The 13,330-nt window shown below is 68.0% G+C and carries 16 protein-coding genes; 6 read left to right on the top strand and 10 right to left on the bottom strand.

The window, feature by feature from the left end; all coding sequences use genetic code 11:
- Positions 1 to 473 (bottom strand): VOC family protein (locus AB7O82_RS31760; protein ID WP_428549140.1); only part of this gene is annotated, 473 nt, incomplete at its 3' end.
- A 53-nt stretch (positions 474 to 526) separates the two neighbouring features.
- Here AB7O82_RS31760 and AB7O82_RS31755 point away from each other — a divergent pair.
- The 4 genes from AB7O82_RS31755 to AB7O82_RS31740 all read left to right on the top strand — a co-directional run bounded on the left by AB7O82_RS31755 (position 527) and on the right by AB7O82_RS31740 (position 2,765).
- A complete protein-coding gene (locus AB7O82_RS31755) occupies positions 527 to 1,288 on the top strand; it encodes an SDR family NAD(P)-dependent oxidoreductase (protein ID WP_428549138.1) in 762 nt (253 codons plus the stop codon).
- Between the two features lie 81 nt (positions 1,289 to 1,369).
- The gene (locus AB7O82_RS31750; protein ID WP_428621120.1) at positions 1,370 to 1,696 is read left to right on the top strand and encodes an NIPSNAP family protein; all 327 of its coding nucleotides are present in this window, start codon (positions 1,370 to 1,372) and stop codon (positions 1,694 to 1,696) included.
- Positions 1,697 to 1,862: 166 nt separating this feature from the next.
- Positions 1,863 to 2,075, top strand: coding sequence for a hypothetical protein (locus AB7O82_RS31745; RefSeq protein WP_428549132.1), 213 nt, complete (start codon positions 1,863 to 1,865; stop codon positions 2,073 to 2,075).
- A gap of 186 nt (positions 2,076 to 2,261) precedes the next feature.
- Positions 2,262 to 2,765 carry a DUF421 domain-containing protein gene (locus tag AB7O82_RS31740; protein WP_428549130.1) on the top strand — a complete coding sequence of 168 codons (504 nt, stop codon included), beginning with the start codon at positions 2,262 to 2,264 and terminating at the stop codon, positions 2,763 to 2,765.
- Between the two features lie 96 nt (positions 2,766 to 2,861).
- Here AB7O82_RS31740 and AB7O82_RS31735 read toward each other — a convergent pair whose 3' ends face one another.
- From AB7O82_RS31735 to AB7O82_RS31720, 4 genes are all read right to left on the bottom strand, one after another.
- Positions 2,862 to 3,956: an LLM class flavin-dependent oxidoreductase gene (locus AB7O82_RS31735; RefSeq protein ID WP_428549128.1), complete on the bottom strand. Its 1,095-nt coding sequence runs from the start codon at positions 3,954 to 3,956 to the stop codon at positions 2,862 to 2,864.
- A gap of 333 nt (positions 3,957 to 4,289) precedes the next feature.
- Complete coding sequence (locus AB7O82_RS31730) at positions 4,290 to 5,561, bottom strand: MFS transporter (RefSeq protein WP_428549126.1); 1,272 nt, start codon at positions 5,559 to 5,561, stop codon at positions 4,290 to 4,292.
- 211 nt (positions 5,562 to 5,772) lie between these two features.
- Complete coding sequence (locus tag AB7O82_RS31725; RefSeq protein WP_428549124.1) at positions 5,773 to 6,648, bottom strand: 3-keto-5-aminohexanoate cleavage protein; 876 nt, start codon at positions 6,646 to 6,648, stop codon at positions 5,773 to 5,775.
- 294 nt (positions 6,649 to 6,942) lie between these two features.
- Entirely contained in the window at positions 6,943 to 8,277 is a 1,335-nt protein-coding gene (locus AB7O82_RS31720; protein ID WP_428621118.1) for a Rieske 2Fe-2S domain-containing protein, read from the bottom strand.
- 112 nt (positions 8,278 to 8,389) lie between these two features.
- Between AB7O82_RS31720 and AB7O82_RS31715 the strand changes: the two genes are divergently transcribed.
- Complete coding sequence (locus AB7O82_RS31715) at positions 8,390 to 8,614, top strand: hypothetical protein (protein ID WP_428621116.1); 225 nt, start codon at positions 8,390 to 8,392, stop codon at positions 8,612 to 8,614.
- A gap of 419 nt (positions 8,615 to 9,033) precedes the next feature.
- On the opposite strand, the gene AB7O82_RS31710 is transcribed toward AB7O82_RS31715, so the two are convergent.
- The 3 genes from AB7O82_RS31710 to AB7O82_RS31700 all read right to left on the bottom strand — a co-directional run bounded on the left by AB7O82_RS31710 (position 9,034) and on the right by AB7O82_RS31700 (position 11,130).
- The gene (locus AB7O82_RS31710; RefSeq protein WP_428549118.1) at positions 9,034 to 9,699 is read right to left on the bottom strand and encodes a CoA transferase subunit B; all 666 of its coding nucleotides are present in this window, start codon (positions 9,697 to 9,699) and stop codon (positions 9,034 to 9,036) included.
- Between the two features lie 27 nt (positions 9,700 to 9,726).
- Entirely contained in the window at positions 9,727 to 10,428 is a 702-nt protein-coding gene (locus tag AB7O82_RS31705) for a CoA transferase subunit A (protein ID WP_428549116.1), read from the bottom strand.
- Positions 10,429 to 10,548: 120 nt separating this feature from the next.
- Positions 10,549 to 11,130, bottom strand: a complete 582-nt coding sequence (locus tag AB7O82_RS31700) for an adenylate/guanylate cyclase domain-containing protein (protein ID WP_428621114.1) — start codon at positions 11,128 to 11,130, stop codon at positions 10,549 to 10,551.
- A gap of 18 nt (positions 11,131 to 11,148) precedes the next feature.
- Here AB7O82_RS31700 and AB7O82_RS31695 point away from each other — a divergent pair, with 18 nt between their 5' ends.
- Positions 11,149 to 11,385, top strand: coding sequence for a helix-turn-helix domain-containing protein (locus AB7O82_RS31695; protein WP_428621113.1), 237 nt, complete (start codon positions 11,149 to 11,151; stop codon positions 11,383 to 11,385).
- 284 nt (positions 11,386 to 11,669) lie between these two features.
- Here the strand turns inward: AB7O82_RS31695 and AB7O82_RS31690 are convergent, their stop codons facing one another.
- Both AB7O82_RS31690 and AB7O82_RS31685 read right to left on the bottom strand, forming a co-directional pair.
- Positions 11,670 to 12,485 carry an alpha/beta hydrolase gene (locus AB7O82_RS31690; protein WP_428549110.1) on the bottom strand — a complete coding sequence of 272 codons (816 nt, stop codon included), beginning with the start codon at positions 12,483 to 12,485 and terminating at the stop codon, positions 11,670 to 11,672.
- Between the two features lie 21 nt (positions 12,486 to 12,506).
- On the bottom strand, positions 12,507 to 13,330 hold an 824-nt coding region (locus AB7O82_RS31685), incomplete at its 5' end, for a DMT family transporter (protein WP_428621111.1).

Below are 13,330 nucleotides of genomic sequence, written 5' to 3'. Positions count from 1 at the left end.
CGCACGCCGTCGAAGATGCGGCGGCGCGCGTCGGTCATGTGGGCCATCTCGATCACCGTGCCGGGATGGCCCTCCTGCCAGAGATAGACGAAGCGGCCGCGCACGCTGTCGCCCTCCTGGCCGATCGTGTAGCCCTTCGCGAGAGCGCGCTTCAGGATGTCGTCGTAGTCGACCGGCCAGCTCGACCAGTGCTGCATGCCCTCGCGGCCGGCGGCCAGGAAGTCGCGGTACATGGTGGGCGTCTGGCAGCGCTGCTGGATCAGCTCGAGCTGGACCTCGCCCGAATTGGCGAGCGCGATCGAGACGTAGACGTCGTCGTGGCGCTGGCCGCGGTAGCTGAACTGGGTGACGGCGAGCCTGTCGGTGTAGAACCACGGCCCGACGCCGCACACCTCGACCCAGTGCTTCATGGCGGCCTCGATGTCGCGGACCACGATCCCGACCTGGCGCATTTCGCCGAACAGACGACTCATCTGGCTTGCTCCCGTTCAGGGTGTAAGGTCGCGTCTCACGCGAGGGGGAGATCATGACGAGTCTGCAGGGGAAAGTCGCGCTGGTCACCGGGGCGAGCCGCGGCCTGGGCGAGGGCGTGGCGCGGGCGCTGGCCAAGGCGGGTGCCGGCGTGATGCTGGTGTCGAGGAGCGGCGAGGCCTCGGCCGCGGTGGCGCGCGAGATCGCCGGCGCGGGCGGGCGCGCTGAGGCGATGGGCTGCGACGTCGCCGACTACGCAGGCGTGGAGCGCGCGGTGTCGGCGGCGCGCCAGCGCTTCGGCCGGCTCGATATCCTGGTCAACAACGCGGGCGTCATCGAGCCGATCGCCGAGCTGGTGTCGTCCGACCCGGCGGCGTGGGCCGACAGCATCCGCATCAACCTGATCGGCGCCTACAATGCCGTGCGCGCCGTGCTGCCCGGCATGGTCGAGGCGGGCGGCGGCACCATCGTCAACGTCTCCTCGGGCGCGGCCTACCGGCCGCTCGAGGGCTGGAGCGCCTACTGCTCCGGCAAGGCGGGGCTCGCGATGATGACGCGGGCTATCGTGCTTGAGACGCCGGACCGCGGCCTCCGCGTCTTCGGCTTCTCTCCTGGCACCATCGACACCGACATGCAGGTCAAGATCCGCGCCTCGGGCGTCAACATGATCAGCCAGATCCCGCGCGAGAATCTGACGCCGGTCGAGCACGCCGTGCGCGGCCTTGTCTATCTCTGCGACGGCGCGGCGGCCGACGACCTGATCGGCCAGGATGTCGCCCTGCGCGACGAGGCGTTCAGGAAACGGATCGGGCTGTGATCTCCTCCCCAGCTTCGCTGGGGAGGACAATGATGGTCGCACACGCTCCAGTATTCGCTTCAACACCCGGAGCATATCGCTATGGCACTCTACGAGTTGCGCACCTACACGCTCCACGTCGGCAAGATGGCCGAGGCGGTGAAGCTCTACCAGGAGCTGGGCTTCCCGGCGCTGCACAAGGGCGGCCACGACAAGAACCTGGTCGGCTACTTCCAGGCCGATACCGGCATGATCAACCAGATCGTGCATCTCTGGAAGTTCGCCGACGATGCCGGCCGCCGCGCCCATTGGGCCTCTGTCTACGCCAACAAGGATTTCATCGAAGGCTTCGCCCCGAAGTTCCGACAGCTGCTGGTGTCCCAGGAGGTCAAGCTGCTGACCGCCGCGCCGTGGGGCCCGCACCCGTGATCGTCTCCATTGCCGCACCTCCATCGGACGTACGGGGACCGGATCGGGGTGCTTCCTGCCGATGCTCGGCTGGGCCGGGTTGACGTCGCGTAAATCTCGCCTAGCCTTGGCGAAGGCCGGCGACGCCCTGTTGCCGGCGACGGCGCAGCATCAAGGAGGATGGATCATGCGCAAGCGCGAGGTCATGGCCGAGGCCGCATTCGGCCGCGTCGATGCCAGCGCCATGGCGGTGAGCGGGAAGTTCGCCGCGCCGGCGAGCGATGCCGTCGCCGCGCGCCCGGCGAGCGACGCCGCCACCGCGCACCCGGCTGACGCAAAACGCCGGGCTGACGCAAAACCGGGATCGGCATCTGCTCTTGCGTCAGTCGCAAGCGCTTGATTCCAAAGGGGCACTGACGCAAAGACGCAAATGACGCAAAAATCAGGCTTGCAAAATCTTCGCACGATGCCCCTCGATCGGCGCGTTTTTTCCAGCCGATGCAACGCCCGCATCGTCCGGCCGTTGGACGCGCGAAGCGATGACGCACGAAGCGATGACGCACGGCGCGATTGACGCGAGGCGTGAATGAACGAGGTATGGTCGGTCGACTGGCAGTCGATGCTGGTGCCGCAGCACTCCCTGCTCGATCTGTTCCTGCGCGGCACCATCATGTATCTGGTGATCTTCGTGCTGCTGCGGCTCGTGCTGCGCCGCCAGGTCGGCGACATCGGCACGTCGGACGTGCTGGTCATCGTGCTGCTGGCCGAGGTCTCGGGCAATGCCATGGCGGCCAAGGCGGAGTCGGTCTCCGAAGGCGCCATCCTGGTCGGCACAGTGCTGCTGTGGAGCTACGCCATCGAATGGGCGCAGTTCAGGTTTCCCGCCGTCGAGCGGCTGATCCGCGAGCCCAAGCTCAAGCTCATCGACAACGGCCGCTTCCTGCCCCGCAACATGCGCCGCGAGTTCGTCACCCGGGGGGAGCTGAGGGCGCAGCTGCGCGAGGAAGGCATCGAGGACGCCGCCGAGGTCAAGGCGGCGTACCTGGAGGCGGACGGCCACATCAGCATCATCCGCCACGACAAGGGTTGAGATTGCAGGCGTCATCGTCTTCCGGACCGCGGGCGTCTCGCCCGCTCGAGATTCATGAGCGAGCGGGACGCTCGCGGTCCGCAAGACTCCGGGCGGCTACGCCGCCTGCGCGACCTTGGCCGGGCCCCAGCTCTTGACCACCGGCAGCACTTCCTTGGCGAACAGCTTCAAGCCGCGCTCGGCGACCTCGAAGGGCGTGCCGCCGAAGCGGAAGGCGACGTTGAGCTCGAAGTCGCCGACCAGTTTCCGCCGCGCCTCGAGCCCGCGCAGGATCTTGTCCGGCGTGCCCCAGCTCGCCGCCTGCATGAAGCCGGTGACGGCGCCCTCGAGGCCGCCCGCCTTGCGCGCCAGCTCGGCCTTCTGCTGGTAGGCGTCGTAGCCCTTCACGTTCTTGAAGTGCTCGCCGAGGAACTCGTAGTGATGGAAGTTGCTCTCGACGAACTTGCCCTGGTAGCGCCGCGCCTCGTCCTCGGTGGCGGCGAGATCGGTGCCGCAGATGCAGAACTCGGTGAGCATGATCGTCGGCGGCTCGCCGCCGTGGTACTTGCGGTGCAGCTCGCGGCCGCGCTCGATCATCGGCACGCGCATCTCCCACGGCCGGTCGGCGAACATCACGATATGGGCACCGAGCTTGGCCGCCGAATCAATCGAATCCTCGCTCGACGCCACGGCGTAGATCCGGCCGTCGAAGGAATGCATCGGCCGCGGCCTGATCTCGATGCGCGGCTGCCTGTAGTACTTGCCGTCGCCTTCCATGAAGCCGGTGCGCAGCGCCTCGACGATCATCGGCGCCGCCTCGTCGAAGCGGCCGCGCGATTCGTCCATGTTCATGCGGAAAGCGGCGAACTCGCGCCGCGCCAGGCCGCGGCCCAGGCCGAGCCGCAGGCGGCCCTTGCTCAGCATGTCGAGCACGGCGGCGTTCTCGGCGACGCGCAGCGGATCGTGCCACGGGATGATGACTGCGGCCGTGCCGACGTCGATGTTCGGGCACAGCGCGGTGAGGTGCGTCATCAGCGCGAGGTTGTCGGGCACGAAGGAGTAGTCGTTGAAGTGATGCTCGGCCGACCACAGGCAGTCGAAGCCCGAGTCGGCGGCGAGCCGGGCGAGGCGGAACTCCTCGTCCCACACGCGCTGGTCGGAGCAGCCCTCCCAGCCGTAGCTGGCGAAGATCATCATCATGCCGACATCCATGGCGCTTCCTCCGGTCGGTCGTGGTTGCGATACAGTCGTCATCCCGAGCGCAGCGAGGGATCCTTGGTGCGTCGACACAGGTCCCGCCCTGCGCTCGGGATGACAGCTGGGCGTCGGCAAATGCTTTCACGCGGCGGCGACCGCCGCAAGGCGGTCGGCGTTGATCGCCGCGCGGTCGACCCAGCTCGCGGAATTTCGCCTGTGCGGCAGCGACCGCCGCCGCCAGTCAGCCGAGCGCGCGGAATTCCGCGGACACGGAGGCGACCGCCGCAAGCGATCATCGCAGCCCGCGGAGCTTCGCTGGGGCGGCAGCGCCCGCAAGAGAGCAGGCGATCAGCGCAACTCCCGGAATCTCGCCTTGAGCTCGTCGCTCGGCTTCACGTCCTTCGAGCGGGCGTAGATTGCGAGCGCCAGCGCCAGCACCACCGCCATGACGCCGAACAGCGTGCGGTAGGCTGTCTCGGATCGCGCCCCGTCGGCGAGCGGCGCGAAGGCGCCCAGGATGACGCCCGACAGGCTCTGCATGCAGGCGACGCCCAGCATGACGCTGGTGTTCATGGTCGCCATGCCGCGGCCGATCAGCCGGTCGGGGAAGATGCCGCGGCCGTGCGTCATGATCATGGTGCTCGACGCGCTGACGAAGCCGATGGCGACGATCCCGCCGGCGGCCGCCCACGCCGGCGCCCGGCCCCACAGCGCGAGCCCGGTCAGGATGGCGACGATCATCAGCGTGCCGCCGAAGGCGATCCATTTGCGCGTGTCGAGCCGGCGGTCGAGCGGGCCGAACACCAGCATGCCGACCTGGTAGGCGACCACGGCGGAGAGCAGCACGTTGCCCGATGCGATGGGCGAGAAGCCGTGCACCTCGCGCAGGAACGGCCCGCCCCACAGGCCCTGCACCGTGAAGGTGCAGGCGTAGTTGCAGAAATTCAGCGCCAGAATGAAGACGAGCTGCGGGTTGCGCAGGACCTCGCCGAGGCCGCGCACCATCTCGGTGACCGACTCGGTCTTGCGGGCGAGGAAGGGATGGTCGGGCGGCGCATCGCGCACGACCAGCCACACCGCGAGCGTGGCGATCGCGGTGAAAGCCAGCACCATGCCGAACAGCGGCCGCCAGCCGACCTGCTCCGTTGCCCAGGCGAGCGGCGTCGTCGCCAGCAGGTTGCCGATCAGGCCGATCGACAGGACCAGCGAGGAGAGTGTCGAGAAGCGGTCGGGCGGGAACCAGCGCGAGATCAGCACCATGCTGCCGATCAGCATGACGCCGAAACCCGCGCCCATCAGCACGCGGCCGCTGAGCAACAGCGGCCAGTCGGGCGCCAGCACGAACAGCGTCGTGCCGACGAGCGCCACCAGCAGCATCGCCGTCACCGTGAGACGCGGCCCGAAGCGGTCGAAGAAGAAGCCGCACGGGATCTGCATGGCCGAGAAGCCGAAGAAGAAGGCGCCGGTCAGCGCGCCCAGCGCGCCCGGGCCGATCTGCAGGTCGCGCATCAGGTCGAGCCCGATCGTGACGTTGGACGCCCGGAAGAAATGGCTGGCGACGTAGGTGATCGCCATCACGGCGACGATCACCAGCCCCTGGCGCGGAAACGCAGACGACATCGCCCGGCCTTTAGCGGATTGCTGGCGAGGCGGCGATGGTGCCGTTTCGGAGGGCGGGCGGACTCATCGCTGGGCGCGCGCCACTCCGATGGCGCTCATGTCCGGACCGCGGGCATCTTGCCCGCTCATGATCGTGCTTCGTGCAGGCAAGATGCCCGCGGTCCGGAAGAGCATGAGCGCCATCGGAGTGGCGCGCTCCCCAACGAAGACTCTAGCCCGCCGCCAGCGCCTTCAGCTCCGCCCTCACCTCGGCCGCCGTGGCCGGCTCGCCGCCGTGCTGGCGGACGAGGCGGACGGCGTCCTCGACCCAGGCGACGTTGCTCACGGCGCTGCCGAGCGGCGCGTCCTCGAGGCCGACGCGGACATGGCCCCCCTGCGCCACCGCCTCGCCGATCAGCGGCCGCACGTCGACGGTGAGGCCGGCGACCATCCAGGGCACGCCGGGCGCTTCCTCGGCGAGCAGCGCGAGATGGGCGGCGAGCGCCCAGGGCCGCGGCGGGAAACCGAAGGCGAGCCTCTCGGAGAACATGAAGCGGTAGAGCGGCGGCTTGACGCCGGCGGCGCGGGCGAGTGCAGCGCCGGCGCGGGTGAAGCCCGGCTCGTAGATGGCGAAGGCGGGATGGAAGCCGTGGCGCCGGGCGAAGTCGAGCGCGTGGCGGATGTGGGCCTCGGGATTGAGATAGGTGTGGGCGGGCTTCGTCGTCGCCGTGGTCGTCACCGTGGTGAAGTTGACGCTGCCCGGGTCGATCACCGCGAAGTCGAGCAGGCCGCGCGCGGCCAGCGCCTCGACATGGGCGAAGCGCGGCGCGGTCTCGCCGGCGACGTCGATGCCCTGCGTCATCGGGTAGGACGGGTAGACCGGCACGTCGACCTCGGCGCGGATGCCCTCGATGATGCGGGCATAGACTTGCCAGTCGAAGGTCTGCGTGCCGTCGGGCAGATAGGCGTGGGTGTGGATGATGGCGGCGCCGGCGCGCGCGCAGGCGATGCCCTCGGCGACGATCGCCTCGACCTCGACGGGAACGCCCGGCTGATGGCGCCGGCTCCAGCCGCCGTTCAGCGCCACCTCGATCCAGGTCTTGCGCATTGTCGGCCCTCATTCTCCTCTAACCAGCGAGCTGCTCGCCTTGAGCCTGCCGAAGGGGCCCGCCCGCTCGTCGCCATCTTGAGCGGGCGGGACGCCCGCGGTCCAGCGTCAGGGCATTCGCACATGACAATAAATCCGTCATCCCGACCGAAGCCGAGCATAGCGAGGCGTAGTGGAGGGACCTTTCTTCTTGCAGCCTCAGCAAGAAAGGTCCCTCGACTGCGCCTCGCTATGCTCGGCTCCGGTTGGGAACGGACAAAATGGCAAATCCGCGTTCCCCGCGGTCCAGCGAGACTACGGATGAACCGCTTGCGCCAGCGTCCTTGCATAGACCTCGTGCCAGGCGCTCTGGTCCTGGCTCAGGAAGTAGCCGCTGCGCGCGCCGCGATAGACCTCCGGCTGGCCGGCGCCGGGCGGCGGGGTGCCATTGTCGCGCAAGGCGCGCGCGGCCAGTAGCAGTCGGCGGCGCGTTCGGGTGATCATCTGGTCGGACGGCGCCAGATGCTCCCAGGCGAAGTCGGTGATCGGCCCCATGCTCTCGGTGATCGCCTGGTCCTGCAGATGGATGCCGTCGATGCCGCTGTAGATCCGGTTGCTGCGCTGGGCCTCGCGATCGAGGCCCCAGTCGTTGTCCTCGTTCATCGCCATGCGCCAGCGGCCCAGCCAGTCGGTGGTGTTGGGCAGCATCTTGATGCCGCCGCGGCCGGTGCCGCCGATCGGCGTGCCATCCTTGAAGCGGGGCTGCGGCAGCGCCTGCGCCGACCTGGCCTTCTTCCACCAGATGAAGACGAACATGGTGTGACCGTCGTCGATCGGCACCCAGGCGCGGGCATGCATGTGGCTCGCGAACTCGCCGTTGGGCGCCTGCGACCAGCAGGGAAAGAGAAAGTTGGCGAAGCGCCAGTAGGTCGTGTCCGGCCCGGCGCCACGGTAGCCGGCATACTGCGTGCCCCACGGCGCGTCGGCGACGTGGTACTGGGGCGCCCGGTTGGTGATGGTGAAGTAGAACGGATCGGTCTCCGGCACGTCGCGCGGGTCGACGTGGCCGCCGTGCAGGTAGCCGAAATGCGCCGTGTCGATCTCGCCTTCGAGCGCCTGCAGCCAATTGCAACTTCGCATCATCATGCTGACGTTGATCTCGTCGGGCGGCAGGTCGAGCACCTCGAAGCCGGGCAGCGGCGGCGGAGCGGCGCGCTCGCCCGCGAGGTCGCCGCCAAGGTCGCCCATGTAGACCCAGACCAGGCCGGCGCGCTCGACAGTCGGATAGGCTTTGGCCTTGACCTTGTGCTTGAAGTCCTGGCTCTCGGGCACGCTCGGCATGTCGAGGCAGTTGCCGGCGACGTCGAACTTCCAGCCGTGATAGACGCAGCGCAGCCCGCCCTGCTCGTTGCGCCCGAGGAACAGCGAGGCGCAGCGGTGCGGGCAGCGCTGGTCGAGCACGCCGACCCGGCCGGCGCTGTCGCGGAAGGCGACCAGCTTCTCGCCGAGCAGCATCAGGCGGACCTGCGGCCCGTCGCGCTCGAGCTCCGACGACAGCATCGCCGGCAGCCAGTAGTGCCGCATCAGCTGGCCCATCGGCGTGCCGGGCCCGATCCGCGTCAGCTCCTGGCCTTCGTTCGCCGTCGTCATGTGCTTGCTCCTGGCTGGCCTCACATGGCCGCCGAGGATAGCGGGCGCGGCAGGCGGCGGCCATGGGGTGGAGCGATCGACCCCACGCTGTCACCTACCTATTTTGAGTATCATGACCGGCCAGCCGGACAACCAGATATTGTCGCTGCTGCTCGATATTCGCGACAGCATGCAGCGCATGGAAGGAAAGCTGGACGAGTTCTTCCGGCGCCCCAGCCCGCTCGCCACCAAGCGTGCGCAATTCCATGTCGATCTGGCGGCACATGCTGCGCGCATGGACCGGATGGACGAGCGGCTCGACCGCATCGAGAAGCGGTTCAATCTCGTCGACGCCTGACACCAAGGAGAAGGTCCCTCGCGGCTGGGGGCGCTCCACTCATAGGCGCTAGTTTTGCAGAAGACCTCACCCTGAGGAGCTGCCCAGAGGGCCGCGTCTCGATTAGGGCGAAGGAACCTTCGCCCTTTGGTCGGCGCCAAATCAGGTGCTGCGACACCGCCGTTACAGCGACCTCGTGTGTTGCCCATCCTTCGAGACGGTCGCTACGCGACCTCCTCAGGATGAGGACATTGCTGGACGGGCTACAGTTAGCGCCTATGGGCGCGCCACTCCAGTGGCGCGATCATCGCCGATCGTACAGAAGACGCGCCACTTTGGCGGAGTTTACTTCGCCAGCAGTAGCGCGCGCCCAGCCGCGAGGGACCTTTCTCTTCACGGTCGTGTCACCTGGAGCGGTGTCGACGAAAAGTCACCAACGGTCAGGCGACCTTTTCCTTCACGCCGGCGCCGATCGTGAGCCTGGCCCTGGTCTTGGCCTTGACCTCGTCCACGGTTACGCCGTCGGCCAGCTCGATCAGGGTGACGCCGCCGTCGCCCTTCTTGTCGACGGCGAAGACGCCGAGTTCGGAGATCACCATGTCGACGACGCGCCGGCCGGTCAGCGGCAGGGTGCATTCCTTGAGGAGCTTGGAGGCGCCGTCCTTGGAGACGTGCTCCATGGTGACGATGACGCGGCGCACGCCGGCCACGAGATCCATGGCGCCGCCCATGCCCTTCACCATCTTGCCCGGGATCATCCAGTTGGCGAGGTCGCCGTTCTCGGCCACCTCCATGGCGCCCAGGATGGAGAGGTCGATATGGCCGCCGCGCACCATGGCGAAGCTGTCGGCCGAGGAGAAGTAGGACGTGCCCTTGAGCTCGGTCACGGTCTGCTTGCCGGCATTGATGATGTCGGCATCGACCTCGTTGTCCAGCGGGAAGGGGCCGACGCCCAGCATGCCGTTCTCGCTTTGCAGCGTGATGTCGACATCCTCCGGCACGTAGTTCGACACCAGGGTCGGGATGCCGATCCCGAGATTGACGTAGTAGCCGTCCTTCAGTTCCTTGGCGGCGCGCGCCGCCATCTGATCGCGGGTCCAGGCCATGTGAGTGTTCTCCTCGCCCAAATCTGCTCAGGCTTTGCGAATGGTGCGCTGCTCGATCTGCTTGTCGTAGGGCGCGCCGCACAGGATGCGCTTCACGAAGATGCCGGGCGTGTGGACATGGTCGGGATCGATGGCGCCGACCGGCACCAGCTCCTCGACCTCGGCGATGCACAGCTTCGCCGCCGTCGCCATCATCGGATTGAAGTTCCGCGCCGCCTTGCGATAGACGAGGTTTCCGGCAGCGTCGCCCTTCCATGCCTTGACGAGCGCAATGTCGCCGAACAGGCCGCGCTCCATCAGGTATTCCTCGCCGTCGAAGACCTTGGTCTCCTTGCCCTCGGCGACCAGGGTGCCGACACCGGTCCTGGTGTAGAAGGCCGGGATGCCGGCACCGCCGGCGCGGCAGCGCTCGGCCAGGGTGCCCTGCGGGTTGAACTCGAGCTCGAGCTTGCCCTCGAGGTAGAGCTTGGCGAAGGTCTTGTTCTCGCCGACATAGGACGAGATCATCTTCTTGACCTGCCCGGTTTCGAGCAGCAGGCCGAGCCCGGCGCCGTCGATGCCGGCATTGTTCGACACGCAGATGAGGTTCTTCGCGCCCAGCTCGCGCACCGCGCGGATCAGCTTGTCGGGAATGCCGACCAGGCCGAAGCCGCCGCACATCAGCATCATGCCGTCCTGCAGCACGCCTTCGAGCGCCGACCTGGCATCCTTGTAGACCTTGTTCGCCATCGACCGTCCCGTGCAAATTCTGTACCGCGAGCATATGCGGGAGAGGCTCGCGAACTGTCAACGCGGCGCGTCGACTGTCGTCTGCTCCGCCCGGTCGCGACAGCGGTGTCGCTGCGCTGCTCAGGCCGCGCCGAGCCCGAGCAGCTCATGGACCCGCAGCTCGCCGAAGCCCTTCAGGCTGCAGGTCTCGCGCGGCCGGCAGGCGAAGGCAGGGCCGAGCAGGGTCCCGGTCGTTGCATCGGTCAGCACCTGCATCGGCGCGGCCGCCTTCTCCAGGCGAGCGGCCAGGTTCACCGCCGGCCCGAAGACGTCGTAGACGTACTTCTTGACGCCGACGATGGATCCGACGACCGCGCCGCTGGCGAGGCCGATCCGGCAGCGCCATTGGTTGCTGTTGGTGCGGTTGCGGCGGTCGATGTAGCCGCGCATGCGCAAGGCGGCATGGGCGATGTTGGCGGTGTGGTCGGGGCTGCGCTCCGGCAGGCCGCAAACCGCCATGTAGGAATCGCCGTTCGTCTTGATGCGCTCGCAGTCGAACATCTCGGCGATGCGATCGAAGCCGGAGAAGATGTCGTTCAGCTCCGCCACCAGCGCCGCCGGGTCGCGCGCCACCGCCATCTCGGAGAAATCGACGAAATCCAGCATCAGCACGGTGGCCTGCTCGAAGCGCTGTGGCGAGCCGAGCAGTGGCTGGCGCAGCATCTCGGCGAACCCAACGTGGTGGCCGGCGTCGTCGAGGCGACCGGCGTGGCGGAACGAACCCTCAAGCGCCGCTTCAAGGCCACCACAGGATCGACGATCATCGCCTATGCGCGGAATCTGCGCGTCGAGGAGGCCAAGCGGCGCCTGGAGACGACCGACGAGCCGTCGGACGAGATCGCAGTCGCCGTGGGCTACGAGAATCCGGTCTTCTTTCGCCGCCTCTTCAAGCGGTACTCGGGACTGACGCCTGGGTAGTACGGGCAGATGTTCGCGCCGATGCGGCAGTCGGGCCTCTAGCGCCGTCGCGCGCCTCGGGCGACCAGCAACAGAGGAACGGCGTACCATGCCGTCGACGCGGCGCATGGTCTGCCATAGGGGGCGACGTTGGCAATCGACGCGTTCGAGGCATGGGGTAGAGGACGAGCCAAGGCGGGATTGAACTTCGGCGGCTGCTTTTCCCATGCACTCGCGACGGCGCAGGACCTTCCGCTTTTATGCGAGGGTGACGATTTCAGTCGGACCGACCTAAAGAAGGCGACCTAGCCTGCCAGCAGCAGGAGCTGGCGGACGAGCTCGCTGTCGGGCTTGGGCAGCTGCGTCACGATGGTGAAATGATTGGCGCCGGCGATCGGGATCAGCGGGCCCGGCAGGTGCTCGGCGGCGCGCCTGGCATGCAGCGCGCGGCTGTCGCCGACCAGCGGTGGCAGCTCTGCCGTGCCATAGGTGATGGCCAGCGGCTTCCTGACCATCGGCTGGCGCAGCGGCGAGAGCGCCTCGATCTCGCCGTCGGTGAGCTGAAGCTTCTCGTTCAGATAGGTGTCGCGGATCGGCCCGAGCTCGTACACGCCGGAGATGGCGAGGCCGCTGCTGACCCGGCGATGGCCGAGGCAGGCCGCCGTCAGATGGCCGCCGGCCGACCAGCCGGACAGCATCACCTTGCCGGCGATGCCGTGCGCGGGCCCGTTGTCGCTGAGCCAGTCCAGCGCGGCGTTGATCTCGCCCACGATCTCGGTGAGCGAGGCGTCGGGCGCCAGGGTGTAGCCGGGCAGGGCGGCCGACCAGCCATGGGCGTGGACCCCGCCCATCAGGTTGGCGAACAGGTCCTTGCTGTTGCGCTGCCAGTAGCCGCCATGGATGAAGACGAAGCAGGGCGCGTTCGGATCCGCCGCAGGGAAAAGGTCCCAGGTGTTGCGCTCGCGCGGCCCGTACCGCACGTCGAGATGGCAGGGATGGACGCGGCGGAACTCGGCCGAGGCCGCCTCCCGCTCGGCGTTGAGCTCGGCGCTGTTCTTGACCGCCATCGAGTTGTTGTAGGCCGCGTCGCGCTCGGCGCGACTCATCTTGCCCCAATCCATCTGCACCCCTCCGTCTCTACCTCAAGTCTTGCGGTCGAGAACGACGATGGCAATGCCGATGATGATCAGCGCCGTGCCGAGCAGCAGGCTGGTGGTGATCGTCTCACCGACCAGCACGGCCGACGCCGCGATGCCGACCAGCGGCGTGCCCAGCATGCCGAGCGAGCCGGTGAGCGGCGGCAGGGCGCGGGCGACCGAGACGGCGGCCCAGGTCCCGATGGGCCCGGCGAACGAGCCGACATAAAGCAGCGCGATCCACAGTTCGGGCTTGCAGAGATCGAGACGGCCGCGAGGCTCGATAAGGAAGGCGAGGGAACACAGCAGCAGGCTCGCCACCGACATCTGCCAGGGCAGTACGTCGAGCGGCGTGCCCCGCCAGCGATGACGTCGGGCATGCAGGATGGCGATTGCCCACGACAATCCCGCCATCAGCAGCCAGGCATGGCCTTCGATGACGGCGCGGTTGCTCCAGTCGAGGCGCGTCGGGTCCATCAGCACGACGATTCCGCCGAAGCCCAGCAGCACGCCCAGCAGAGCGCGCCAGCCGACGCGCTCGCCAACCAGCAGCGACAGGGGCACCAGCCATAGGAGCGCGGTGTAGCTCAGCACGCCCGAACGGCCTGGCGGAATGGTCTGCAAGCCGACGTTGACGAAGGTGAAATAGAGCGAGAGCTGGAAGGCGCCGACCGACAGCACGATCGGCCAATCGGCGCGCTGCGGCCATCTGAGGCGCCGCAGCGCCAGCAGCAACACGAAGGCCGAGAGCGCCGACAGGGTCGTCCGGCCGGCGGCCAGCCACACCGGCGTGCTGGCCTGCAGCCCGATCTTGAGGATCGGAAACGACA

This window comes from Reyranella sp. (genome assembly GCF_050185545.1).
In the GTDB taxonomy this organism is placed as follows: Bacteria; Pseudomonadota; Alphaproteobacteria; order Reyranellales; family Reyranellaceae; genus Reyranella.
Note: the sequence above shows the minus strand (reverse complement) of the source record. Positions and strands in the feature narration are given on the sequence as shown.